This window comes from Rhodoplanes sp. Z2-YC6860, assembly GCF_001579845.1.
Classification (GTDB): domain Bacteria; phylum Pseudomonadota; class Alphaproteobacteria; order Rhizobiales; family Xanthobacteraceae; genus Z2-YC6860.
In genome coordinates this window covers 3,521,906-3,545,618 of sequence record NZ_CP007440.1, presented here as the reverse complement: position 1 = coordinate 3,545,618, position 23,713 = coordinate 3,521,906, and the positions used below count along the sequence as shown (strand labels likewise).

The 23,713-nt window shown below is 63.2% G+C and carries 23 protein-coding genes and 1 pseudogene; 12 read left to right on the top strand and 12 right to left on the bottom strand.

What is annotated here, in order from left to right:
• Nucleotides 1-19: 19 nt before the first annotated feature.
• A complete protein-coding gene (locus RHPLAN_RS16320) occupies nucleotides 20-709 on the bottom strand; it encodes a hypothetical protein (RefSeq protein ID WP_157100305.1) in 690 nt (229 codons plus the stop codon).
• 381 nt (nucleotides 710-1,090) lie between these two features.
• On the opposite strand from RHPLAN_RS16320, the gene RHPLAN_RS16315 reads away from it, so the two are divergent.
• The 5 genes and pseudogenes from RHPLAN_RS16315 to RHPLAN_RS16300 all read left to right on the top strand — a co-directional run bounded on the left by RHPLAN_RS16315 (nucleotide 1,091) and on the right by RHPLAN_RS16300 (nucleotide 6,085).
• On the top strand, nucleotides 1,091-2,833 hold the full coding sequence (locus RHPLAN_RS16315; protein ID WP_157100304.1) for a ShlB/FhaC/HecB family hemolysin secretion/activation protein: 1,743 nt from the start codon (nucleotides 1,091-1,093) through the stop codon (nucleotides 2,831-2,833).
• A 188-nt stretch (nucleotides 2,834-3,021) separates the two neighbouring features.
• Nucleotides 3,022-3,246: pseudogene (locus RHPLAN_RS40945) on the top strand (winged helix-turn-helix domain-containing protein); the annotation flags it as partial.
• Between the two features lie 483 nt (nucleotides 3,247-3,729).
• Nucleotides 3,730-4,737, top strand: coding sequence for a tetratricopeptide repeat protein (locus tag RHPLAN_RS40555; RefSeq protein ID WP_237180259.1), 1,008 nt, complete (start codon nucleotides 3,730-3,732; stop codon nucleotides 4,735-4,737).
• A 159-nt stretch (nucleotides 4,738-4,896) separates the two neighbouring features.
• Nucleotides 4,897-5,700, top strand: coding sequence for a MerR family transcriptional regulator (locus RHPLAN_RS16305; RefSeq protein ID WP_198164971.1), 804 nt, complete (start codon nucleotides 4,897-4,899; stop codon nucleotides 5,698-5,700).
• A gap of 151 nt (nucleotides 5,701-5,851) precedes the next feature.
• Nucleotides 5,852-6,085: a hypothetical protein gene (locus RHPLAN_RS16300; protein ID WP_068019886.1), complete on the top strand. Its 234-nt coding sequence runs from the start codon at nucleotides 5,852-5,854 to the stop codon at nucleotides 6,083-6,085.
• On the opposite strand, the gene RHPLAN_RS39405 is transcribed toward RHPLAN_RS16300, so the two are convergent.
• Nucleotides 6,082-6,276 carry a hypothetical protein gene (locus tag RHPLAN_RS39405; RefSeq protein ID WP_157100303.1) on the bottom strand — a complete coding sequence of 65 codons (195 nt, stop codon included), beginning with the start codon at nucleotides 6,274-6,276 and terminating at the stop codon, nucleotides 6,082-6,084. The two genes, RHPLAN_RS16300 and RHPLAN_RS39405, sit on opposite strands and share 4 nt — an antisense overlap.
• Before the next feature lie 176 nt (nucleotides 6,277-6,452).
• Between RHPLAN_RS39405 and RHPLAN_RS16295 the strand changes: the two genes are divergently transcribed.
• The 4 genes from RHPLAN_RS16295 to RHPLAN_RS16280 all read left to right on the top strand — a co-directional run bounded on the left by RHPLAN_RS16295 (nucleotide 6,453) and on the right by RHPLAN_RS16280 (nucleotide 9,519).
• Nucleotides 6,453-6,650: a hypothetical protein gene (locus RHPLAN_RS16295; RefSeq protein WP_068019884.1), complete on the top strand. Its 198-nt coding sequence runs from the start codon at nucleotides 6,453-6,455 to the stop codon at nucleotides 6,648-6,650.
• 54 nt (nucleotides 6,651-6,704) lie between these two features.
• Nucleotides 6,705-7,652, top strand: coding sequence for an MBL fold metallo-hydrolase (locus tag RHPLAN_RS16290; protein WP_198164969.1), 948 nt, complete (start codon nucleotides 6,705-6,707; stop codon nucleotides 7,650-7,652).
• Between the two features lie 81 nt (nucleotides 7,653-7,733).
• Complete coding sequence (locus tag RHPLAN_RS16285) at nucleotides 7,734-8,645, top strand: LysR family transcriptional regulator (protein ID WP_068019879.1); 912 nt, start codon at nucleotides 7,734-7,736, stop codon at nucleotides 8,643-8,645.
• A gap of 43 nt (nucleotides 8,646-8,688) precedes the next feature.
• A complete protein-coding gene (locus RHPLAN_RS16280; protein WP_198164967.1) occupies nucleotides 8,689-9,519 on the top strand; it encodes a class II aldolase/adducin family protein in 831 nt (276 codons plus the stop codon).
• Here RHPLAN_RS16280 and RHPLAN_RS16275 read toward each other — a convergent pair.
• Nucleotides 9,516-10,418: a LysR family transcriptional regulator gene (locus RHPLAN_RS16275; protein ID WP_068019877.1), complete on the bottom strand. Its 903-nt coding sequence runs from the start codon at nucleotides 10,416-10,418 to the stop codon at nucleotides 9,516-9,518. The two genes, RHPLAN_RS16280 and RHPLAN_RS16275, sit on opposite strands and share 4 nt — an antisense overlap.
• Before the next feature lie 214 nt (nucleotides 10,419-10,632).
• Here RHPLAN_RS16275 and RHPLAN_RS16270 point away from each other — a divergent pair, with 214 nt between their 5' ends.
• Nucleotides 10,633-11,499, top strand: coding sequence for a polysaccharide deacetylase family protein (locus RHPLAN_RS16270; protein WP_068019875.1), 867 nt, complete (start codon nucleotides 10,633-10,635; stop codon nucleotides 11,497-11,499).
• A gap of 108 nt (nucleotides 11,500-11,607) precedes the next feature.
• Nucleotides 11,608-12,636, top strand: a complete 1,029-nt coding sequence (locus RHPLAN_RS16265; protein WP_157100302.1) for a Bug family tripartite tricarboxylate transporter substrate binding protein — start codon at nucleotides 11,608-11,610, stop codon at nucleotides 12,634-12,636.
• Between the two features lie 15 nt (nucleotides 12,637-12,651).
• On the opposite strand, the gene RHPLAN_RS16260 is transcribed toward RHPLAN_RS16265, so the two are convergent.
• The 6 genes from RHPLAN_RS16260 to RHPLAN_RS16235 form a co-directional block, all read right to left on the bottom strand.
• A complete protein-coding gene (locus tag RHPLAN_RS16260; RefSeq protein WP_068019871.1) occupies nucleotides 12,652-13,503 on the bottom strand; it encodes an amidohydrolase family protein in 852 nt (283 codons plus the stop codon).
• A 24-nt stretch (nucleotides 13,504-13,527) separates the two neighbouring features.
• A complete protein-coding gene (locus tag RHPLAN_RS16255) occupies nucleotides 13,528-14,511 on the bottom strand; it encodes a PhnD/SsuA/transferrin family substrate-binding protein (protein WP_068031334.1) in 984 nt (327 codons plus the stop codon).
• 13 nt (nucleotides 14,512-14,524) lie between these two features.
• Entirely contained in the window at nucleotides 14,525-15,508 is a 984-nt protein-coding gene (locus RHPLAN_RS16250; protein ID WP_068019870.1) for a Bug family tripartite tricarboxylate transporter substrate binding protein, read from the bottom strand.
• Nucleotides 15,509-15,818: 310 nt separating this feature from the next.
• A complete protein-coding gene (locus RHPLAN_RS16245) occupies nucleotides 15,819-16,310 on the bottom strand; it encodes a hypothetical protein (RefSeq protein WP_157100301.1) in 492 nt (163 codons plus the stop codon).
• 149 nt (nucleotides 16,311-16,459) lie between these two features.
• Complete coding sequence (locus RHPLAN_RS16240) at nucleotides 16,460-17,260, bottom strand: SDR family NAD(P)-dependent oxidoreductase (protein WP_068019866.1); 801 nt, start codon at nucleotides 17,258-17,260, stop codon at nucleotides 16,460-16,462.
• Nucleotides 17,261-17,287: 27 nt separating this feature from the next.
• Nucleotides 17,288-18,277 (bottom strand): Bug family tripartite tricarboxylate transporter substrate binding protein, encoded by a 990-nt coding sequence (locus RHPLAN_RS16235; protein ID WP_198164965.1) that lies wholly within the window; start codon nucleotides 18,275-18,277, stop codon nucleotides 17,288-17,290.
• A gap of 225 nt (nucleotides 18,278-18,502) precedes the next feature.
• Between RHPLAN_RS16235 and RHPLAN_RS16230 the strand changes: the two genes are divergently transcribed.
• On the top strand, nucleotides 18,503-19,894 hold the full coding sequence (locus RHPLAN_RS16230) for a cation diffusion facilitator family transporter (protein ID WP_068031331.1): 1,392 nt from the start codon (nucleotides 18,503-18,505) through the stop codon (nucleotides 19,892-19,894).
• A 146-nt stretch (nucleotides 19,895-20,040) separates the two neighbouring features.
• Here the strand turns inward: RHPLAN_RS16230 and RHPLAN_RS16225 are convergent, their stop codons facing one another.
• From RHPLAN_RS16225 to RHPLAN_RS16215, 3 genes are read right to left on the bottom strand one after another with little or no spacing between them, the layout of a single operon-like run.
• The gene (locus RHPLAN_RS16225) at nucleotides 20,041-21,003 is read right to left on the bottom strand and encodes a Bug family tripartite tricarboxylate transporter substrate binding protein (RefSeq protein ID WP_084245009.1); all 963 of its coding nucleotides are present in this window, start codon (nucleotides 21,001-21,003) and stop codon (nucleotides 20,041-20,043) included.
• 58 nt (nucleotides 21,004-21,061) lie between these two features.
• Nucleotides 21,062-22,033, bottom strand: a complete 972-nt coding sequence (locus tag RHPLAN_RS16220; RefSeq protein ID WP_084245007.1) for a Bug family tripartite tricarboxylate transporter substrate binding protein — start codon at nucleotides 22,031-22,033, stop codon at nucleotides 21,062-21,064.
• A 47-nt stretch (nucleotides 22,034-22,080) separates the two neighbouring features.
• On the bottom strand, nucleotides 22,081-23,700 hold the full coding sequence (locus RHPLAN_RS16215; RefSeq protein WP_068019858.1) for a phytoene desaturase family protein: 1,620 nt from the start codon (nucleotides 23,698-23,700) through the stop codon (nucleotides 22,081-22,083).
• Nucleotides 23,701-23,713: the final 13 nt, after the last annotated feature.

Sequence of the window (23,713 nt, the reverse complement as noted above, 5' to 3'; positions counted from 1 at the left end):
TCGAGCCGCACCGACGTGTTTAGAACTTGCCCTTCTCAATCCTGGCGATGTCCGGATTCTCCCGATCCGAAATGTAATTCAGGATCAGCTTCGGCGGCCCTTTCGGCTCGGGCGACGTCGCCGGCTGATTGCCTTGGCGCTGCATCTGGTACTTCACGCCATCGATGATGAGGCGCACCGAGCCTTTCTTGTCGTCATCGCCGGCAAACAGCACCACGGTGTTATCGCCGACCGGAATGCCGGCGCGCGCCGCGTCCTTCTTCCAGGCAAACTCGGCGAAGTAGCGCTGCAGCCTCGTGCCCGCGGCGAGCATCGTGTCGACGCCCTGCGCCGCGTCCTCGCCCCAGACCACGTTCACCTGGATGAGCTTCTTGCTGCTGTGTCCGAAGATATAGGCGACGCGTGCGGGTCCGGGTCCGGGGTCAAGCGAGGCGACCTTTACGGTCAGCACGCTGGTGCCTTCGATCGTGTTCGTGCCGGCGGTGATGTCGGCCGGCTTGACGCCCAGCGTTTTGCTGACGACCGCGCGCACGTCCTGCTCGGTCATGCCGAAGCGGGCGTCGCGGAAGCCGGCCGTTTCGTACTTCGGAAGTTCTTTGGGAGGTTCTTTGGAAAGTTCTTGTGACGAAGCGCTGAGACCAGAAAAACCGAAAGCGGCAAACGATAGCAGTCCAGCCCAAGTGGCTGCAAGAACGGTCCGAACGATCACTTCAGCATTCCCGGTTAGCGCAAAGGTTGTCGCGGTTCGCGCTCGCTCGGACCGTTAAATTTCGCCTGCGTTCAAGACGACACTGATTTTTTCTGATTTTTTCTGAAATGCGCGGCCGATGATTTCGGCAGAAGAACAATGTCCAGTCATATCAATTGTTTGACCCAGCACCCATGGCTGTGTGCAGCGATGTTGAAAGAGCCCCGTCAATTAGCTGCCTCACGGCACCTGCGTTAGCTTGACGCCGCTTGCTTGGCCGCCGTGTCGCAACGATCGGGCTCACGGGCGACGATGCTGGGGATCGAATGACTATGCAATTGGGGCATTCTGTATTGCACCGCGGATGGAGAAGGCTGGCGCAGCCTAGCGGGGCGCAGTAACGTGAAGTGGGTTGCGGTTGTTTGCGCCGGCGTCTGGCTGATGGCCGGCGGCGTTGCATTTGCGCAAGCGCCTTCGCAGATTCCATCGCCCAGCCAGGTGCAACCGCCGGTGGTCCCGCCGGCGCCCGGCGGCGCGCGCATTGCGTTGCCGCAGGTGCCGGCCGGCGCCCAAATCCCCGCCGAAGCGCGGAGGCTCCGCTTCAAGCTCCTTGGCTTTTCCGTCCAGGACGAATTCGAAGAGCTCAAAGCGCAACGCGAACAGATTTCCGAGCCGCTGATCGGCAAGACCGTCACGGTCGCCGACGTGTTCGAGTTCGCCGACAAGCTGCAGCAGATCTACGTGCGCGCAGGCTTCCCGCTGGCGCGCGTCGTCATCCTGCCACAGGAGTTCGAGAAGGCCGCGAGCATCAAGCTCCGGGTGATCGACGGCTATATCGAGCGCATGGATCTGGAGGCGCTGGCGCCGAACGTGCGCAGCTGGGTCGCCTGGGTGCTGTCGCCGCTCGTTCACAAGACCCACCTCACGCAGAAGGCGCTCGAACGGCAATTGCTGATCGCCGGCGAAGCGCCGGGGCTGATCCTCAACGCCACGTTCGCGGCCGGCAAGGAGATCGGCGGCTCGATCCTGGTGCTCACCGGACGTTACCACCCGGTCTCGGCGAGCCTCTATGGCGACAACGCCCTGCCCGCGGTGTTCGGCACCGGCCAGTTGGTCGGCACCGCCGCACTCAACAGCCTGATGGGACTAGGTGAGCAGCTCACCATCTCGGCTGCGGGTCTGCCGGATCGCGACTTCATCACGCAACACCCGACGCGCCGCTATCTCACCGGCTCTTTCCTGGTGCCGATCGGTATCGACGGCTGGAAGCTCGAGCTCGGCGCCACGGACGGCGTCACCACACCGCGCGTCAATGCGCTCGTGGCCTCGCAGGGCCAGTTCCGGCAGGCGCGCGCCAAGCTCTCCTACGACATCGTCAAGCTGCGCGATATGGAGCTGACCGCAAGCGCCCGCTACGAGGCGACCGACGAAGAGATCGATACGCTCGCGATCACGCCGCGCGTCCCGCTGAGCCTCGACCGCACCCGCGTCGTGCGCGCGGCCTTCGAAGGCATCGTGCGCAGCCGCTCCACCGGGACCACGATCCTGTTCGCCACCAATTACTCGCGCGGCCTTTCCGGGCTCGGCGCCCGCACCGCCGCCGATGCCGATCCGCTGCTGCCGCTGTCGCGCGCCGGTGCCGACGCGGTGTTCGACAAATGGGACGGCCGCATCGAGATCAACCAATCGCTGCCCGAGAACTTCTTCCTCGCCGCCATGGCGTCCGGGCAGACCTCCTTCCACAAGGCGATGCTCACCTCCGAGCAGTTCGACATCACCGGCGCCAAGGCGCTGTCGGGCTTCACGTCGGGCGCGCTCCCGGGCGATACGGCGTGGTCGGTCCGCGGCGAGCTCGGCCGTCCGTTCGTGGTGCCTGCCGCGCTGGGTGGTGTCGTGCTGACACCTTATGTCTACGCCTCGGCCGGCCAACGCATCCTCTGGCAGGCCAGCGCGGTCGAAACCGCCAGCGTCTATGCCGTCAGCTACGGCACGGGCCTGCGCGCCAATTTCGCGCCGCCGGGACCGGATCAGCCCGACGGTTACGGCTTCATCGAGTGGAGCCGCGTCACCGGCGATGGACGCAACGCGACCGAACAGTCGCTCGACGGCTACCGGCTCTATACCGGCTTCCTGCTGCGGTATTGAGCGTTCTCCGCCATCGCCCGCGTCAGGGCTCCGTTTTCCACGGCGGCCCGCTGTGTCTTAGCGGCGTCCTGATGTCGCGGTGGGGATATTCTGAAGTTTTCTGATACCTTCTCTCCAAAGCTGTGGTTTAGGACATTTTCGCGATTGTGCAGCTGGATCGGGCGGTTGAGCGCCGCACGTGTGGGGGCATGGTGTTCCGTTTTGCCGGGTTCGAGTTGGATCAGCAGCGCGCCGAGTTGCGCGGCTCCGACGGCGCGCCAGTCAAACTCCGGCCGAAGACCTTCCAAATGCTGCGGCTGTTCGTGGACAATGCCGGGCTGGTCCTGAGCAAGCAGCAATTGATGGAGGCGGTCTGGCCGAACGTCCACGTCGGCGAAGACAGCCTCTTCCAATGCATCCGCGAGATTCGCACCGCGCTGGGCGACGACCGGCGGCAGATGATCAAGCTCGCCTCCGGCGGCGGCTATATTTTTACGCTCGACGTCACGGCCGCACCGGCCGGCCCGGCTGCGCCTGAGGCGTTTCAGGCTGCGGACCCTGGCGCAACCGCGCCCGTCGAGGCGATGGCCGAGCCGCCAAGCCGGCAGGGGTTCTTGTTCGGTTTGCGGGGTCGAGCGGCGGCTGCCGCGGTTGTCGGACTCTGCGCGGTCATCGGGCTCGCCGTTGCCGCTCCCGTGTTCGGGCCGGGCCTCATCTTCAAGCGCGCGCCGCCGATCGTCGCTGTGATGCCGATTGTCGATGCGAGCAACGACCCTCGCGGCGCAGCCATGGCCGGGGAAGTCACCGGCCTTCTCACGGAGGGCTTGGCCAGGATCAGCAACATCCGGGTGGTCGCACCGCGGCCGGCCGCAGGCGCCGAACAGACCTCCGCCCCGCCGATGCCATCGGAATTCGAAGTGCGCGGCGAACTGCAGCGCAGCGAGCAATCGTGGATCCTGCGCGAGCGCATGATCAGGACGGCCACCGGCGAGGTCCAATCGGTCGCAACCGTGTCAGTCGACTCCGACATGCCCGACACACAACTCCAGCAAGCGCGGCTTGCGGCGGGAGTCGGTCATCCGCTGGCGCGTCGCCTCAACGAGATTTTGGAGGCCGGGTCGTCCGCGACACGCGGCGCATCCACCGGCGGCACGAAAGTCGTCATCGAACAGGCTCTCGCGTCGATCCATCAGACGACGCGCGAACGTTTCGGCATGGCGCAGACGATGCTGAAAAAGGCGCTCGCCGACGAGCCCGACAATGTCGACATCGCCGTCGCACTGGCCTCGCTTCAACTGCGCGGCATCCAGATGGTCTGGTTCAGCCCGGACGAGGCGACCGCGGTCGAGGCCCAGACCAGCGCGACGCTTGAGCGTGCGCTGCGCGTAAAACCCAATTCCATCGCGGTGCTGGAAACCTCTTGCCGCTTCCTCAGCGCGACCAACCACTTCGTCGAAAGCCTCGTCACCTGCGCCAGGATGTTGAGCTTCGACCCGTGGAACGGTGGAGCTCTCTACCTCGTCGGCCTCGGACAGCTCAACCTCGGTCGCTTCGAGGATGCGCTTGCGACATTTCAGCAAGCCGATCGTTTCGATACGCCGTCGGTGTCGCGCTGGACATGGCTCCTCGGCATCGGATGGGCGTACGTCGTGCTGGATCGCAGCGAGGACGCGCTGCCGTGGCTGCAACGATCGATCGCCATCACGCCCGCGACGGGCCGCTCGAACATGTTGTTGGCCGCCGCATTGCAGAAAAGCGGCCGGATCGACGAAGCCAAGGCAGCGATGCAAGCGGGGCTCAAGCTGCGGCCCGGCACAACGGCGCTCAACATCTCTCCACCCACCAGGAATTCCAGTCCGGTTTTTGTGGCGGCGACCCAAGGCATTATCCGGGCGATGGTCGAGGCCGGGCTGCCAGAGCGCTGATCGTCAGCCGCGCAACTGGGCGCGCCGTCGTATCCGCGGTTTTGTCGTGAATGGCGGGCAATGGTGAGCGGTCGGCGCGAGCGCACCGGCCGACGGGCCCTTGCATCGGACCCTGGGGTCGCCCTTACAGAAGCGAGGGTCCGGTACGGAAGGTCGGGTATGAGCAGCGGAAAGGAGCGATGGTTCGGTCCCGGGGAGACAGCTCGGCGGCTCGGCGTCACCACCAAGGCGCTCAGGGTCTATGAGCGGGAGGGGCTCGTTATCCCTCACCGTGCTGAGTCGAGATGGCGCCTATACGGCCCAACTCAAATCGCCCGTCTGCACCAGATCATCGTGCTTCGTGAACTCGGCCTGTCCCTCAAATCGATCAAGAAGCTTGTCGGGAGCCAATCCCGGCTTCGGGATATTTTGCGACTGCAACGCGAAACCCTGGAGTCCCAACAAGACAAGATCAGGCGCGCGATCGGCCTCATAGAGGTGGCGCTGTGTCAGATTGATGAGGGGCGAGACCTTTCCCTGGATGAGCTGGCAATCCTCACCAAGGAGACTCTCGTGCAGCAATCCACCGACAAAAAGAAATTCCTCGCAAGGTTCGAAGCTCTGATCGCGGAGCAGGACCCGACCGGGCAAGCAAGCCGCACCTTTGACGAGATCAAGAAAGAGTATGGCGGAGATGCCCATAAGGCTGCGCTGAGGGCCATGGTGGCCGAAGCCGGCCGGCTGAAAGAGGCGGGGGACGTCAATTCCGAAGCCGCCAAAGAGTTGGTTCGGCGTTTGCGATCCCGTACCGCCGGCATCAGGCGTTCGACCCCCCAGGCCGAGCAGGAGTTTATGCGCAACGCGTATACCAAAACGCTCGCCGAGGCACAGGCAAGGTCTGATGCCCTCTGGTTCGATCCGGCGATCTTCGAATTTCTCCAGCAGGTCCATCAAGGAATGAAGGAGCGCAGCGAGCTGGACTGACGTCGATCGCGAGAGCCGGACCCTGGATCGCAAGCAAGCTGCCACGGTTTGGCTGGGGCGAAGCAGCGAGAGGAGGAGTCGCAGCACAAGGCCGCCTCCTCCCGCTGCGCGCAGGACAAGCCCCTTCAGCGGACATTTTAGATGAGCACCTATGCGCACCACGCTCGCCGGCCACGGAACCATCAGCCTTTCGTGCCGATTGGTACCGCGGCTGGTGGAGGGACCAATGGACGAGAAGCTACGCGAGCAGCTGAAGCAGGGCTTTGGCTTGCAACAGGTGCTTCAAGCCGTGGAGGATCGGCTCATTGAGATGGGCCTCAAAGATATCACCATCGCGACCCGGCGCGGCAACTTCCACTGGAAGCAGTCAACGGATTCGAATTAGGCCACACGCCGTGCCGCAGCTTCAAGGATGATGAAGCCTTTCTCTGCGAGGGCTTTCATCTTGCTCGGTGGAGTGGCGCTGAATGAAATCAGCTCCCACTTCGACAAATCAACTTTGGCACCTCGAACCGCGATCATCTCACGGTTCGGCGATTTACGCTCACGATAGCGATCACAAAACTCTGAGTGCATGTCTGCTCCCGGCGAATCGATACGAAAGGATATCGCGCGAAAGCATCGCCGCCAGAGCACCAAGAAGTTATCAACGTGCCTTAGTTGTTAACGCCATAAGGCAACGCATCGCCACGTCCGCGACTTTTTGCTGCCCAACGAATCTGCTCAATGTCGAGACAGATGAGGAGGCTCCGATGTCCGGATTTACGCTGAACGAACTTCATGACTGCTGGCGGACGCTCAAGCACGACGGCAAGGTTGCCGCCGAGCGCGTCCCCCTTCCCGTGCAAGACGCCTTGAAGGAGTTGGGCCTCGCCGACGTGCAGCGAGATACCCATGATGTCGTGCTGCTGACCGAGAACAGCCCGCGCAAGAAAATTTTCGTCGTTTAAGGCTTCTGGCTTAAATCGATCAGCGCCTCGGCCGCACATCTCGCGATGGCCCCCGTGTCCGATCACTTCGACGGCAAGCGCTTCTTCAATCCAACCTTGCCGAGCGATTTTGCGCCCTCGCGGCGCAGCACCCTGAGAATGATGCGCGAGCCGAAAGCGCGCTGGCCTCGATGGATCGAGAACAAGGGCGTTCCCCGGCTTCAATTGCCTCTTGGCGCCAATGAAGCCGCGATCACATTCGTCAACCACGCGACGTTTCTGATTCAGATCAATGGCGTCACCATCCTGACCGATCCGGTCTGGTCGCAGCGCGCCAGCCCCGTTCGCTGGGCCGGCCCGAAACGCGTGCGCGCCCCCGGCGTGCCATTCGACGATCTGCCTCCGGTTGACATCGTTCTCCTCAGCCACAATCACTATGACCATCTGGACGTCGCGACGCTCAAGCGATTGCGGCAACGTTGCAGTCCGACCATCGTCACCGCCCACAGCGACGCGCGGCTTGTCGCGCAGCTTGGCTATATCAAAATTCACGAACTCGACTGGTGGGACGACGTTCGCTTCCACGATGCGCCGAAGATTACTTTCGTTCCCGCACAGCATTTCTCGGCGCGCGGCCTGTTCGATCGGCAAAAGAGCCTGTGGGGCGGCTACATGCTCGAATTTCAAGAGCGCCGCATTTATTACGGCGGCGACGGCGGATACTCGACGCATTTCTCCGATATCAAAACCCGCCTCGGCTCCCCGGACGTTGCCATTCTTGGGATTGGCGCCTACGAGCCCCGATGGTTCATGCAGCCTATCCACATGAATCCGGCCGAGGCCATCCGCGCGCATTGCGATCTTGGCGCGAAGCAGAGCATCGGAATGCATTTCGGGACGTTCCAGCTCACCCCTGAACCGATCGATGAGCCGAAGCAGGAACTGGCCCGCGCGCTCCTGCAGGGTGGGATACCAGACGGCCAATTCGTTGTTCTGGACGAAGGTGAGACACGCATCTTTTAGGCCGCCGATGCCTGGCAAGCTTGTTCATTCGTGACGCCGATCCTACAAAGGGATCACCATTCACAAAACGAATGACCCGCCATGCGCCCCAAAGAGTTCGACCTCAACCTTTTGAAGGTTTTGGATGCGCTGATCGCCGAACGCAACGTCACCAAAGCCGGCCAGCAGTTGAGCCGTTCGCAGCCGGCGATCAGCAACGCGCTGCATCGGCTTCGCGGCACGCTGAGCGACGAGCTCCTGGTGCGCGGGCCGAGCGGCATGACGCTGACACCTCGTGCCGAGGCCTTGCGCGGGCCGCTGCGCGAGGTGATGACGCTGATCGACGAGCGCATCTTTCACGAGGCGTCGTTCGATCCGTCGCGCACCACCGGCGTCTGCCGCATCAGCATGCCCGACCGCCTGACGCTCGCGGTGATCCCGCAACTGACAAAGCGCCTGGCGAAGATGGCGCCATCGCTCGATCTGCACCTGATGACGGCCGACCGGCGCCACGCCGTCGACCTCCTCGAGCAGGACCGGATCGACGTGGCACTCGGTTGGTTCGATGAGAAGCCGAAGCATGTCAGCTCGGAATTTCTCATGGACGAGGACTTGTTCTGCGTCTTTCGCCCCAATCATCCGATCGCCAAGTCGAAGGCCAGATTTAACATCGGCGCAGTGCTGTCCTATCCGCATCTCGTCGTCAGCGCGAGCGGCGGGCGCATCGCGATCTTCGACGAACTGCTGGAACGCTACAACCTCAAGCGCCGCGCCCAGGTGTCGGTGTCCAACTACACGGCCGTGCCCAACCTTCTGAAGCACAGCGAGATGATAGGCGTGTTCACTGCGCTGGCGTCGATGGTGTTCGAACGCTCGTTCGGTCTCGTCAAACGAAGGGTGCCACTCGCGGTCGGCAAGATCGCAACCAACATGATCTGGCATGCGCGAAGCGATCGCGATGGCAAGCAGGCCTGGCTGCGCCAGCAGATCAGGGAGGTTTACAACTCGCTCTAGTTCAGCGTTGAATGCCGCGCCTCGTCTCAGCCGGAGCTCGATCATGCGGCATTCCCGAAACATGTCCCTGCTGTTCATTGCTCTCGTTGTCGTGTGTGGCGGCGCGTTCGCCCAGACCAGCGGGCCCCGCGAAGGCCTGCCGAAGGAGCCCGACACGGACGAGCAGCGCATCGCCGATCTCGCGATCGCCAGCCGCGTCCCGGTCAATGAAGGCGTGCTCGACAGCTTCGGCCACGTTACGGTGCGCTCGCTGAAAAACCCGAACCACTATTTCATGCCGAAGGCCATGCCGCCCGGCCTCGTGACCCCGAAGGACATCGTCGAACTCGACATCAACAGCGCGCCGGTCGATCCCAACGCGCCGCGCACCAACGGCGAGCGCTTCATCCATGGCGAGATCTACCGCGTGCGCCCCGACGTGCAGGCGATCGTGCACAGCCATTCGCCCGCTGTCGTTCCATTCAGCGTTTCGCCGAGCCGTCCGCTGCGGCCGCTGATCCACATGTCCGGTTTCCTTCCGGTCAAAGGCGTCTCGGTGTTGGACCATCGCGATGTCTCCAGGGACGATCCGAGCCTGCGCGGCAAGCTGATGGTCAACAACGCCAAGCTTGGTGCGGCACTCGCCAAGACCCTCGGCCAGGATTCGGTCGTGCTCATTCGCAGCCACGGCATGGCCGTGGTCGGCGCGTCACTGCCCTGGGCGGTGTTCCGCGCCGTCTACACGCACCTGAACGCCAAGGCGGAGTTGGACGCCATCGCACTCGGCGGCGAGGTGGTCTATCTCAACGACGACGAGATCAAGATGCATTCGACCGAGGTGTTCGATGTTGCGAGGCCTTGGGAGAACCTGAAAAGCCGGTTGCCGAAGAACTAGGATTCTTCGAGCGAGCTTTGCAGGAAAGCAATGAACTCCGCTGTTTTGGCGGGCAGTCGCTTGCCCTTGGCGTAGTAGACGCCCAGCCGTTCCGGCGACAACGACAGGTTCTTGAGCACGACCTCGAGCTTCTTGGCGGCGATTTCAGCCTTCACCGCATAGAACGGCACGCGGATAATTCCACTGCCCTGCAGCGCCATCTCGATCAGGACGGCATTGCTGTCGGATGACAGCGATCCCTTCACCTCGATGAGCAGCGGCCGGGCGGAATTCTGAAAAGGCCAGGTTTTCGGTCCGCCGTAAAAGTCGGCCAGGCAGTTGTGCTCCCGGAGGTCCTGTGGCGCCTTCGGCCGCCCGGACTTCTGCAAATAGGCCGGCGACGCACAGATCACATGCCGAATGGCGCCGAGATCGAGCCCGACCAATCCCGGGATCGGCGGCTTGTGCTGGCTCACGATCACGTCGAAACCATCTTCAGCCGCAACCGCATGGCTCGGCATTGCGGCAACATGCACGCGGAGGCCGGGGCGGCTCTTGCCGAACCGGATGGTCAGCGGCGCCAGCACGTGCTGCGCGTAGTCGCTCGCCGCGAGCACGCGCAGCGTGCCGAATGGTCCGGCCTCGATGTTGCGCCGCTCGGTGACGTAGTCGTCGACCTTGGCGAGCATCTCCAGGCAGTTCTGGAACAGCCCCTCGCCTGCATCGGTGAGCGTCAGGCCGTGCGTCGAGCGGTTCAATAGCGTGAAGCCCAAGGCCTCTTCGAGCTCTTTGATGCGCTTGCTGATCACCGATGGTGTGGTGCGAAGCTCGGCCGCGGCCTTGGTGAAGCTCCGGCGCTGCGCCACGCGGACGAACGTGTTGAGCTTGTTCAAGTCCCGCAGCGGCGCCGTAAAGGACATGTGCCGAATCTCGTGTGCCGGTTTTCCTGGAAGTCGTTCCAGACGCTCAAGATTCAGGAGGATGGCCGAGCCTTCGTCAAGCTGTCCACCGATCCCAGGAACAACTGTTGTTCTGCGATCGAAGCTACCGGCCGGGCGGGCCCGGACGTAGAATCGCCGGCAGTTCAAGGAGCGTGAGTTTTACATCCTGCTCCAAGCCTCCGAGGGAAACGCCATGCTCAAGGAATATCACTACGACCATCTGATCCGTTGGCCCAAAGGCGAACGCGCCGCGGTTTTTCTGACCTTCGATTTCCAGGGCGGCGAGGACGTGAAGCCGGACAAGAACGGCATCCTCAACTACGAAATGTGGAGCCAGGGCGAGTACGGCCCGCATCATGCGATCTACCGGCTGCTGCGCATCCTGAAGGAAGAGAACATCAAGGCGACGTTCCTCACCTGCGGCGCGATCGCCGAGCGCTTTCCGGAAGCCGTGCAGGCCATCCTCGATCACGGCCATGTGGTCGAAGGCCACGGCTACAACCACGAGATCGCCCGCTACCTGCCGCGCGAGCAGGAAGATCCGATCATGAAGAAGACCATCGCCATGATCCAGAAGCGCACCGGGCGGCGCTGCTATGGCTGGCGCTCGTGCACGCAGAGCACCAACACCATCGAGCTGCTGATCGAGAACGGCTTCACGTTCAACACCAACTGCTTCCACGAGGAACTGCCGTTCCTCTGGGAGAAGGACGGCAAGCTCCTGGTTGAGCTGCCGCGGCAGCCGTTCGGCGACGGCACGTTGTTCGGCCACCGCCACGGCGAATACGGCAATCCGTATCACGGGCTCGAGACCTGGAAGGCTTATTTCGAGGAGCTCTATTCGGAGAGCACGCCGGAGCGGCCGAAGTACATTCCGTTCACGATGCACCCGTACATCATCGGCCGGCCGGGCCGCACGCTTGCGCTGCGCGGCATCGTCCAGCACATGCGGAAGGTCGCCGGCGATAGCCTTTGGTTTCCGACAGGCATCGAGCTCGCCGAATACTGCCTGAACAACGTGTTCAAGGCCGAGGCCGACAAGCTCCGCGCTGCGGGCTGAAGCGCGCTGATCGTCTCGATCCGGCGAAGACCGGACAGACGCAAGACGGTTGAGCGGGCAACATCCCGCTCAACCGTGGAGGAAACGCACTCAAGACGGCGGTGAACCGTGCCAGGCAAACGTCTAAGCGGCACCCTTGCGGCCGCGATCGCTGCAGCGATCGCGCTGATGGCTTTGCAGGCTCGCGCCGAGCCAATCGAGGATTTCTACCGCGGCAAGACGATGCGCATGCTGATCGGCTATGGGCCGGGCGGCGGTTACGACATCTACGGCCGGCTGGTCGCCGAGTTTCTGCCGCGCCACCTCCCCGGCAACCCGACCATCATCGCGCAGAACATGCCGGGCGCCGGCTCCTTCGTCGCGGCGAAATACATGTACGACGTTGCGCCCAAGGACGGCACCGTGCTGGGCAGCCTCGCCCAGACGCTCGCCATCGACAGCTTGACCAACACCGGCGCCAAGATCGACGTGTCGAAGATGCCCTATCTGGGTCGCGTCGTGACCAACATCGACGTCGGAGCGGCGCTCCCCAAAAGCGGCATCACATCGTTCGATGATGCACGCAAGAAACAGTACGCTGTCGGCGTCTCGGGTGGCGGATCGACCACCGTGCTGTTCCCGACCGCGCTCAACAAGCATGCGGGCGCGAAGTTCAAGCTGATCCGTGGCTATAGCGGCACGATCAACATCCTGCTCGCGATGGAGCGCGGCGAGGTCGACATCGTCGGGGCCTACGGGCTGCCCGGCATTCTCGTCAGCCACCCCGGCTGGGTGCGCAACGGCGAAGCCGTGATCCTCTACCAGGCGTCGCTGAAGCGGCACAAACTTCTGCCAAACGTACCGACCTTGCCGGAGCTTGCGCAGACCGACGAAGGCCGCGAGGTGCTGCATGCGGCGGCCGCAACCGGCGATATTGGCCGCTCGATCCTGACAACACCCGGCGTGCCGCCGGAGCGGCTTGCGGCCCTGCGCGCCGCGTTCCAGGCGATGTTGCAAGACCCGGACTTCGTCGCGGCCTGCGAGAAGCGCAAGCTGATGATCGACGGCGCGACCGGCCAGGAGATCGACGACATCGTTCGCGACACGCTCGGCTTGCCGCCCGCCGTCGCCGAGAAGATCGCGCAGATGATGGAGTAGCCGGCGCGCGTCCGCTCAATCCTTCAACGAAGGATAGAGCCGCTGCGCGGTGCCGCCGAAGATCCAATCGCGCTCCTGTTTGCTGGCAAAAGCCAGCGCGGCTTGCGCCTTCCCAAGAATCCCTGACAGCGTGTCGTCAGTCGCCGGGAAGTTCGAGCCCCAGGCGATGCGATCTGCGCCGAAGCGGTCGATCAAGGTCCTAAACCAGGTTTCGGGCGTGGCCTTGCCCCAGTTCTCCGGCGAGACGTTGAGCGGCGTGAGCTTCAGGAACACCGTCGGATATTTCGCAAGATCGAGGAATTCGCCGTCGGCCGCATAAGGCGGGCCGTCGACGAGCTTCGGCCGCGCCAAGTGGTCGAGGATCATGCGAACATTCGGGAAGCGCTCGATGAGGCCGCGAAGCTGCGGAAACCCCTGCGGCGTCATCTGCATGCAGACCGGAATGCCGGCCTTGCCCGCATAATCCCAGGCCGGAAATGAGCGTGGATCGTCGAACCAGGTCGCCTGCCCCGGCATGGTGCTGCCGGTGGTGAACAACCGCATGCCGGAGAAGCCCTTGCCGATCCAGAGCTTCATCTTCTCGACGGCATCGGGCGCGAGCACATCGATCGAGAACACACCGGTGAAGCGGCCGGGATGCGCCGCGATCGCCTCGGCCACGTACGAGTTGTCATATCCGTAGGCGGTCGAGGCATGGACGATCGCGGCCTTGGCGACGCCGGCTTTGTCCATCGCGGCGACCAGCGCCTCGTGCGGCGTCGGCCGCTCCACCGACCAGGTCGATTGCTTGCCGCCGAGCGGATTGAGCGGAAAGCGCTTGTTGTCGGTCGAGATGACGTGCGGATGGATATCGACGATCGAAGCCATGGAGATTTCAGTCCCTTCCAATGATCAGGATTTTGCCGGATCGACGAACACCTCTTCGAGTGGCATGCGCCTGGGAATGAGTTGTTGCTGAAGACCGTAGGTCAGCATCGCCTCGATGCTCGGCATATTGGCTTCGAGGCCATAAGGCAGCGGGTCGCCGACCAGCAGCATCAGCCCGCGATACTTCGTCTCATCGGCCGAATTGCCGTCGGTCCCCTTCAGATGCGCGATGTAGGGCTTCTTCGCTTCGACGAACGCGTCGTAGAGCGAGCGCGCGACCCACGGATATTTCGCCAGCACCTTTGTCTTTACGACGATCAGGCCGTGGATCGGATAGATGCCGGTGCGGCGGTACCACGCCGCTTCGGCCTCTACCGCGTTCGGAATAAGCTCGGGATAGACCTGCGCCGCAGTCTGCCCGCCCTGCTCCCAGGCGCCGGTCGGCGGCCCCGCGCGGCCGATGCCGGCCGGTCCGGTGAAGCCCGCCTGGAGTTCGTCGCTCGCCATCATGCTGGCGAGCGACGTCCCATCGGGCGCGTGCACGACATTGGGCGGCAGCTTCAATGTCGTGACATGTTCCTCGTCGTCGACCACCCAGGTGACCTTCGATGAATCGAGGCCGTATTCATTGACGAAGATGCCGCGCGTCCACACACCGGTCGTCACCGAATAGGCCCGGACTCCGACCCTCTTGCCCTCGAGGTCTTTCGGGACCTTGATGCCGGAATCCGGCCGCACCACGAAGCCGCCGTGATGAAACCTCCGCATGATGAAGATCGGCAGCGCGATGAACGGCGCACCAAGCGCACGCGCGATCATATAGGTGGTCGGCGCCATTTCGCACACGTCGAACTCGACGTCGCGGACCATGCGGCGGAACGCGCCGATGATCGGCACGATCTCGACGAAATCCGGATCGACTCCGGCGATCTTCACCTCGCCGGACTTGAGCGCCTTGGTGTGCCCGTAGGTCGCGATGGCGATCTTCAGACGCGGTTGGTCGGCCAACGCAGTCTCCACTTCATTCCGTCACCGCGAGGTTGGCCTTTTCGATTACGCCCCGCCACCGCAGGATATCGTGCGCCATGCGCTCGCGCATGGCCTCAGGCGTGCTGCCGCGCGCCTCGATGCCGAGCCGCTGCGCCTTCTCCTGAAGCACCGGGTCTTCCAGCGCCGTCACGACGAGCTTGTTGAGCTTTCGCACGATCGGGTCCGGCGTCCCGGCACGGCTCGAAAGCCCGTTCCAGCTCGTGACCACGTAATCCGGCAAACCGCTCTCCACTGCGGTCGGCACCCCATTCAGCAACGGCGAGCGATGCTCGCCCGAGCTTGCAAGGATCCGGATCTGCCGGTCACTGATTGCACCCTGGAATCCAGCATAGAAGTCGAAGCCCATGTCGACGTCGCCGCGGAGCAGCGCGGTGACCACCTCGGGTGTCGTCTTGAACGGAATGATGGCCACCTCGATGCCGGCGGTCTGTTTGAACAGATACGCGGAAAGATTCTGCGTGCTGCCGGGATTGATGGCGCCGAGGGTCAGCTTGCCGGGATTCTTCTTCGCGAAGTCCAGCACGTCCTGGAGGTTCTTGAACCGCGATTCATTCTTGACCGCCAGCAGCATTTCGAAAGTCGCGGTGATCGACACCTGCGCGAAGTCGGTCAGGACGTCATAGCTCCGCCCCTTGAACAGCGTCATGCTGATGGCCTGCCCGTTGCCGGTCAGCGCCAGCGAATAGCCGTCGGGCTCGGCGCCGAGTGCGCCTTTGGCCGACAGCGAGCCACCGGCGCCCGGCCGGTTCTCGATGACGAATTGCTGGCCGGCACTCTCGGAGAGCTTCTGCGCGAGCAGACGCACGGTAAGGTCCCCGACGCCGCCCGCGCCGTAGGGAATGAAGATGCGAACCGGCTTGCTTGGATAGGACTGCGCATCCTCGGCGGAGACCGGACCAGCCAGACTGGCAAGCAGAGCGACGCCGATTGCAGCAAGGACTACGCACAGTTTCATGCGAGCTCCTAAGCGCGTTTCTTCCCAAATGGCTTCTCGCGCCGAAGCGCCGAGCCTGATGGCTGCGATGATGCCAGCAACTTTCAACACTTCCAATCGCAAGTCCGCATTCATTTTACAGCGGTTGCGAGGACAAGATCGGCCATGGACCAGATCACCACCATATACTTAAGCAATGCACATAAAGTCCGACGCCTCAAATCGACGGAACAACACTTTCGCTCCCTCAATGATTGAGGCAGCTGTGCTAGAGCTTGTCAGGTTGAGGAATGGTCGCGGGCCGCGGACGCGGTTAAGCGTATCAATGTCGTTATTGAATGTGCGTCAGAATGCCCCGATCCTGTAACACTTTGACGAAATTCTCGCCTGCGTTCCAAATCTGATTGGCGGCGGCTTCGAGCTCTTTGATGTCGATTTCTTCATCCGACAAAGTGAATTTTCCACCCTTGATCCGGACAATGGCTCTGCCCCATTTTTGAGTATCTTTGTCTCGCTTCCACTGGGCGTGGACAAATTCGTTTCGGCGGGAATATGCATCGCGTATTTGTTTGATGGCCCCCGTGAATTGTTTCCAAATGTCTTGGTGCTTGTCTTCAAAGACCCTAGCGTACCCGAGTATCAGATCGCACTCAGATGAAAGAGAGACCTCGTTGGTAAGTAAAGCGATGCGATAGAAATCATGTTCCTGAATTTCAGCGATGGCGCGCTCTAGGAGCAGCTCAATCCATTCCATATGCGCCGCTATGATGCCAACAAGTCTGGCGATGTCGTCCGGAATTCCCATTGGGCTTTCATATTTCACGGCAAAGGACTCCGGCCAGATAGGCGAAAAGAGCGTCTCTTGGGCGCACTCGTGCGCAAGAAATCGAATCCGCACGAGTTTTTTTGACCCGCATGTGGAAAGTGTCAGCTCAAGACATGTTGTCCTTATGGCATCCGCGTGTGCGGCCGCTAATCGCAGCGAGCCACCATACCGCCGTCGACGATGATCTCGGTGCCGGTCACAAAGCGCGCCTCGTCGGAGGCCAGAAACAACGCGGCGTTGGCGGTGTCGCGGCCGTCGCCCATGAACCCCAGCGGGATGCGCTTCACGCGCGACTTGAGTAACGCATCGATGTCGCCGCCGGTGCGCTGCTTGGCGAGCCGCGCCTCCACCATTGGCGTGTGCAACTGCCCCGGCACCACGGTGTTCACGCGGATGCCCTTGTTGGCGTACTGCACGGCGGTGACGCGCGAGAACTGGATCACGCCCGCTTTCGATGTGGCGTAGCCGACCTGCGCCGAGCCGGTCCAGCGCAGGCCCGAGGTCGACGCCAGGTTCACGATCACGCCGCCGCCCTGCTTCTCCATCAAGGGCAGGACGTGCTTGCAGGTGAGGAACACGCTCTTGAGGTTGTAGGCCATCTGGCCGTCCCAGCCCTCCTCCGAAAGCTCGACCGGGCCGCCGGCCGCCGAGCCGCCGACGTTGTTGACCAGGATATCGATCCGGCCAAAGGCAGCGACGCAGGCGTCGACCAGAGCTTTGACCGAAGCATTGTTGGTCACGTCGCACTCATGGGTGCGGATCGTGCCGCCGGCCTCCTTCGCCCGTTCGACGGTCTCCGTCATCGACTCGCCGTTCTTGTCGGCGGCGAACACCTTGGCGCCCTCGCGGGCGAACAGCACCGCGGTGGCGCGGCCGTTGCCCCAGCCTGGACCGACACAGCCCGCGCCGGTGACCAGCGCGACCTTATCCTGCAAGCGACCTGTCATGAGATTTCCGATTTTCAGATGTCCAAACTACTGCGAGCCCTTCAGCCCGATCTTCTCGACCAGCGTGCCCCACTTCACGCGCTCCGACTTGATGTAGTCGTTGATCCCGGCGATCGACGGCGAATCGACCGGGATCAGTCCGATGTCGGCTGCGCGCTTCTTCATCTCCGGGTCGCTCATGATCTTCTGCATCTCGGCATGCAGCCGATCGACGATCGGCTTCGGCGTCTTCGAGGGCACCAGCAACACGTGCCAGGACACCGCCTCGAAGTCGGGTGCGCCGGACGCTTCGGAGAACGGCGGCACCTCGGGCAGCAGCGGAAGCCTGTCCCGGGACGACACCGCGAGCGCGCGCAGCTTGCCTTCCTTGATCGCAGGGATCGATGCTCCCGCCTCGACAAAGCCGGTGGCCACATGGCCCGCGATCAGATCGGTGATGGACTGGCCCGTCGCGCGATACGGCACATGATTGGCCTCGAAACCGAAGCGCTGTTTGGCAAGCTCCATCGCAATGTGCTGGAAACCGCCGGCGCCCACCGAGGCGTAGTCGAGCGGCGGCTTGGCCGCCTTGGCATGAGCGATGAACTCTTTCACGTCCTTGGCCGGCACGTTCGGGTTCACCACCAGGATCAGCGGCGACTTCACGTAGAGACTGATCGGCGTGAAATCCACTTCAGGATTGTAGTTGATCTGCTTGTAGAGCCATTGATTGATCGCAAGCCCGCTGCTTGTGAGCACCACCAGCGTGGTGCCGTCCGGCGTGGCCGGGGCGACCTGCGATGCCGCAAGCATGGTCGAGGCGCCGGGCTTGTTCTCGACGATCACCGCCTTCCCGAACGCGGCCTGGAGCCTGTCCGCGAAAAACCGGACCAGCACGTCCATGCCGGTGCCGGCGCCGAGCGGCACCACGATGGTGATGTTTCTTGACGGATAGTCCTGCGCCGAAACGCGCGAATGCGAACCAATCGCAACGAGCAGCATCGCTGCCGCCAATATCCGAAATGTCAGCCCCTTCATGGTCGCCCTCCCGAAAAACCAGCGCTTTTTGCGCTTGGTGATGCATATCGTTCTTATTGTCGTTTGCAGCTTAGCGCATGTCTTGGAAAAGTGGACACCGCTTTTCCAAAAAGACGTGGGCCAACCATGCGCAGCGCGAACAAGACGCTTTGCACTCACGCTCGGACGCATTATTTGCCTGTCTCCTTCGACCCAAGAATTCGACCCAAGAGGATGAGCCGCCCGATGCAGTCCACCAAGGAACGAGTCGCATTGACGTCGATCCTGGCATCCGGCGGATTGACCGTGGCCAAGGGCGTGGTCGGCGCGCTGACGGGCTCGCTTGCGATCCTGTCGGAGGCGGCACACTCGCTGATCGACCTCGGCGCGACGCTGATGACCTATTTCGCGGTCCGCGTCTCCGGCAAGCCCGCCGACGAGGAGCATCACTACGGCCACGGCAAGATGGAGAGCGTCGCCGCGCTGGCCGAGACGGCGCTGCTGTTCCTGCTCTCCGGCGTGGTCATGTGGGAAGCGGCAAGGCGCCTCCTCGGCGAGGGCGGTCACGCTGTCGAGGCGACGATCGCGGCCTTTGCCGTGATCATCGTCTCGATCGTCGTGGATTTCTTCCGCGCCCGCCTGCTCAATCGCGTGGCAAAGGAAACCGTAAGCGAAGCGCTGGAGGCCGATGCGCTGCACTTCAGCTCCGACATGTGGTCTTCGCTCGCCGTGCTGGTCGGATTGGGCGGCCTGGCGCTGGGCTATCAATGGGCAGATTCCGCGGCGGCGCTTGTGGTGGCGTTGTTCGTCTGTATCGCAGGCTGGCGGCTCGGCCGGCGCACCATCGACACGCTGACCGACACGGCACCGGCTGGCTCGGCACAGACCGTCTCGCGCGCGGCCTCGAAGGTTCGCGGCGTGGTCGCGGTCGACCGCGTCCGGGTGCGCCCGTCCGGCGACAAGGTTTTCGTCGAGGTCGTGGCCGGCGTCAGCCGGACGCTGCCGCTCGACCGCGTCGAAGCCGTGAAGACCCAGGTTGCCGAAGCGATCCGGGCCGAGATGCCGCGGTCCGAAGCGGTAGTCACCATCGCGCCACGCGCGCTCGACACCGAGACCGTCCAGGAACGTGTCATGGTGATCGCGCGAAACCGCGGCGTCGCTGTGCATCATGTCACCGTCCACGACATTCACGGCAAGCGTTCGGTCTCGCTCGATCTCGAACTTGACCGCAAGCTCACGCTCGGGGCGGCGCATGAGGTGGCCGACGGGCTCGAGGCCGCGCTCCGCGACGAGCTCGGCACCGAGGTCGAGGTCGAGACGCACATCGAGCCCCTGCAGCAGGACGCCTTGGGCCGCGAGGCGCCCCCCGAGCGCGTCAAGGCGGTGGAGATGACTCTCGCCGAGCTCGCGGCCGAGATCGGCCAGATCACCGAGGTGCATAACGTTCGCGTGCGTGAGACCGACGAAGGCGAGATCGTGAACTTCCACTGCCGGCTCGATCCGGCACTGACCGTGCAGGCGGTGCATGACAAGGTCGACGAGCTGGAGCGCGGCCTGCGCCGCCGCGCGCCCTCGATCAAGCGCGTGATCGGCCACGCCGAGCCGCTCTATGGCCGCAACGTCCGCCGCACGGCGTGAACGCGCAGCTGCCATTCCGGGGCACTCGCGAAAGCGAGTGAACCCGGAATCCAGATCCAGACACCGCCGTCTCAAATGGATTCCGGGTTCGCCGCTTCGCGGCGCCCCGGAATGACAGCCCGTCTGTTTGAGAGCCCTGATAGAAGCTACTGAGCGCCGACGCCCGCGGCGCGAAGAATCGCGCTGTTGCGCTCGACATCGGCCTTCAGCACCGCGTCGAACTTGTCCGGCGTGCTGTAGACGATCTCCACGCCCTGCCGGGTCAGCTTTTCGGCCACGTCGGGATTCCGCAGAATCCCGACAATGTCCTCGCTCACCTTGTTGAGGATCGGCTTAGGCGTGCCGGCCGGCGCCATCACGGCAAACCAGGCTTCGTATTTGTAATCCGGCAACCCGGACTCCGCGACCGTCGGCACGTCCGGCAGCGCCGGACTGCGCTTTGCGGTCGACACGGCGATCGCGCGCACCTTGCCGCTCTGGTTCAGCTCAACCGCGAGATTGACGCCGAGATAAAACAGTTGCGAGTCGTTGCGCATCACACTGGTGACCGCCTCCGGCGCGCCCTTGTTCGGAATATGCACGATGTCGATCTTGGCAGTCTGCTTGAACAGCTCGGCTCCGAGATAAGATGTGCTGGCCAGTCCCGCCGATGAGAAATTCATCTTGCCCGGGCTCTTGCGCGCCAGTGCGATGAACTCGGTGACGTTCTTTGCCGGCAGATCGGGCGGCACGATCAGCGCCTGCGGCACCTCGGCGACTTCGGTGACGCCGGCGAAGTCCTTCGCCGGATCATACGGCAGGTTCTTGTTGACCACCGCGCCGATGGTGTGGCCATTCGACGTCAGCATCAACGTATGACCATCAGGCGCGGCCTTCGCGACGTAAGCCGTACCGGCGATGCCTGGCCGGTTTTCGACGATCACCTGCTGCTGCCAGCGCTCGGCGAGTTTGTCGGCGAGCACGCGGGCGAGCCCGTCGGTGATGCTGCCGGCCGAGAACGGCACGACGATCCGCACCATCTGCGTCGGATAGGACGCGGGCTGCGCGTCAGCGTTGCCTGCCGCTGCGGCGAGCGCCGCAGCCAGCACCAATCCCCGAACCCACATCATCTTCCTCCCGAACGGCTCTTTGCGAAGCGGCCCTTCTGGGGCCGCTTCGCAAAGCTTTTTATCGCGATCCCGCGAGACCGGCTTCCTTGAACACTTCCGTCAGGTTTGCGGTCTCATCCTTGATGATCTTGTCCATCGCCTCGGGCGTATCGGTTTTGGCGACGACGAACTGCGCCTTGATTTTCTCCTGCATGTCCGCGGTCTTCAGCGCGTCCGCCCAATCCTTGGCAATCTTGTCGAGGATCGGCTTGGGAACGGCACGCGGCGCCAGCAATCCGAACCACGAGTCATAGACGAACGGCAGACCGGCCTCGGTGAAGGTCGGCGTGTTCGGCAGTTCCGGAAGCCGCGCGGGGGTAGCCGCCGCAATGGCGACGACCTTGCCGGCCTCGGCCTGATCGCGGGCGAGATTGACCGGCGCGAAATAGAACTGCGCGTCACCACGCAACACCGCAGTCACCGCGTCCGGCGCGCTGCGGAACGGCACATGCACGATGTTGATGTCTGCGGCCTTGCGGAACAGAGCGCCGGCGATGAACGTGGTGCTGGCGAGACCCGGCGAGGAGAAATTGAGCTTGCCCGGCTCTTTCTTCGCAAGCTCGATCACGTCTTTCACGGTTTTGACCGGCGTACCCGGGAACGCGATCAGAAACAGCGGCGACGAACCGAGACGCGTGATGCCGGCAAAGTCCTTCACCGGATCGAATGGCGCGTCTTTGGTGACGAGGCCCGCGACGGTGTGGCCGTTGGAGGTGACCATCAGCGTGTAGCCATCAGGCACGGCCTTGGCGACAGCCGCGGTGCCGGCGAGACCCGGACGGTTCTCGACGATGACCTGCTGGCCCCACTTCTTGCCCATCTCATCGGCGAAGATGCGGGCGAGAATATCGGTGTTCGATCCGGCGCCGAATGGCACCACGATCGTCACGCGCTGGCTCGGCCAGCTTTGCGCCGATGCCGGTGCAGCCGGCAGAGCCGCGATCCCGGCTGCGGTCAGCGCACCCAATGCCCATTTCAAAAGCCCGCCCATCTTTTCCTCCCTCGTATTCGGTTTGCTGTTGATTATCCGAAGGCCTGCTATTTGGCGAGCGCTGGAGCCGATGCTTTTTGCTCTGCCCGGCCCTGCGCCACCACTGCATCAAGGGTTGTACCAAAGTCCTTGAGCATCACGGCAGCGGCATTCCGCCCCGGACCGCCGGAAATCGAGCCTCCCGGGTGCGTGGTGGAACCGGTCTGATAGAGACCCGCAATCGGCATCCGGTGCTGCGCCCAGCCGGGCGCGGGACGGAGCGCCGCAGCCTGTGCGGCGTTCTGCGCGCCGCCATGGCAGGAGCCATGCCAGTTGTGCGGATTCCTCCTTTCGAGATCGAGCGGGCTTTCGATGACGCTCGCCAATATCTTGTCGTCGGTGAGATTGGGCGAGAAGCGTCGGAGCCAGTTCAAGTTGGCTTTGGCGACATCGTGTTTGATGTTGTCCCAGTGCTGCGGGCCTTCCTTGAGATCGTAGGGCTGCATGCCGATGATCTTGATGGTGTGCTTGCCGGGCGGCGCCTGGCTCGGATCACCGATGGTGGGCGACACTGCGAGCAGCACCGGCTCCTCGACATTGGCGACGCCACGGGCAAAGTCGTAGCCCATGCGCAGCGCCCGTGTCGGCTCCGACAGCATCGCGCAGGCAATCGGCGTGATGTTGCCGCCGTCGCCCTGAAACGTCATCGGCACGCTGGTGGCGTAGTGCTGGACAAACAGCGTCGGTCCGCCCTGATAGGTTTCGACACCATCGACGAAATCCTCGGCCCAGGCCTCGTGCGGCGCCATGTCGATCAGGTGCTTGACGTGGATGGTCGAGAGCACCGCCTTGTCGGCCAGGTAGCGCGAGCCGTCGGCACATTCGACGCCGGTGCATTTGCCGTTCTCGACGATCAGGCGATGCACCATCTTGTTGGTCAGCGCCACGCCGCCGTAATCCTCGATCAGCCGCACCAGGATTTCGGTGAGCATGCCGGAGCCGCCCTTGGGGATGCACCAGCTCCAGCGCTGCCGTCCCCAGGCCAGCGAATAGGCATTGCGCCCGGTCATCGGCCATTCCGGCGGCGTCACGGTCTGGAACGCCATCCAGAGCATGAAGCAGCGCGAGTGATCGTCCTCGAAATTGTCGCGGATGATCTCCCAGGCCGAACGCGCCTGGCGGCGCAGCCATTTCTTGCCGTCGGGATGCTCGTTCAGCGCCTCGTTGATCGGCTTGCCGAAACCAATCGGCGTGTAGGACGCCGCGTCGAACAGCGGTTTGATCGCGTCATATTCGTTGTACATGCGCCGGTAGGCGTCGGCGTCCTTCCTGGAGAACTTGGCGAACTGCTCAACGGTGCGGTCGATGTCGTGATACTGCGTAAGCCACGAGCCGTCGAGGAACGGCGCGTGGCAGACGATCTCGGGATGGATGTATTCGAGCCCGTAATCGGCGAGCCCAAGCTCGTCGTTCCGCATCATCGGGCTGTCCTGCAGGATGACATGGGCAGTGCCGCACGAGTCGTGGCGGAAGCCCGGCAGCGTCAGCTCCTCGGTCACGACGTTACCGCCCAGCACCGAACGGCCTTCAAGCACCAGGCAGCGGTAGCCGGCCTTGGCGAGGTACGCCGCCGCCACCAGGCTGTTGTGGCCGGCGCCCGCCACCACGACATCGAAACGATCCGCCATCCCCGTCCCCCTC